This window comes from Achromobacter sp. GbtcB20, assembly GCF_019091095.1.
Lineage (GTDB): Bacteria > Pseudomonadota > Gammaproteobacteria > Burkholderiales > Burkholderiaceae_B > Achromobacter > Achromobacter mucicolens.
Map to the genome: position 1 here is coordinate 1 of NZ_JAGXJZ010000601.1, position 263 is coordinate 263.

Below are 263 nucleotides of genomic sequence, written 5' to 3' on the forward strand. Positions count from 1 at the left end.
CAGCCCGGCGCTGGCGGCGTGGTCGACCTTGCGGCAGAAATGGGCGCCGGAGGCGACGACCCGTTCGACGTCGCTTTCCGTCACCACCCTGGGGTTGCATGCCCCGCCCTCCGGCCACTGCACGTAACGAAAATTATTCGGGAACACCCGGTCGCGGAAACGCGAATTCATCAGCAGGGTCTGGAAGAACATCTCGTCCGGACACAGCACGTTGCGAAAGAAGCGCGGCAGCGCGGGTTGCCTGTCGAGCTCGGCCAGCAGTT

General features: G+C 64.6%; 1 protein-coding gene. It reads right to left on the reverse strand.

Translation table 11 applies throughout. The features are described from left to right. Positions 1-263, reverse strand: a 263-nt coding sequence (locus KVT32_RS30390; RefSeq protein WP_217619463.1) for a beta-1,6-N-acetylglucosaminyltransferase, incomplete at both ends; no start/stop codon positions are given.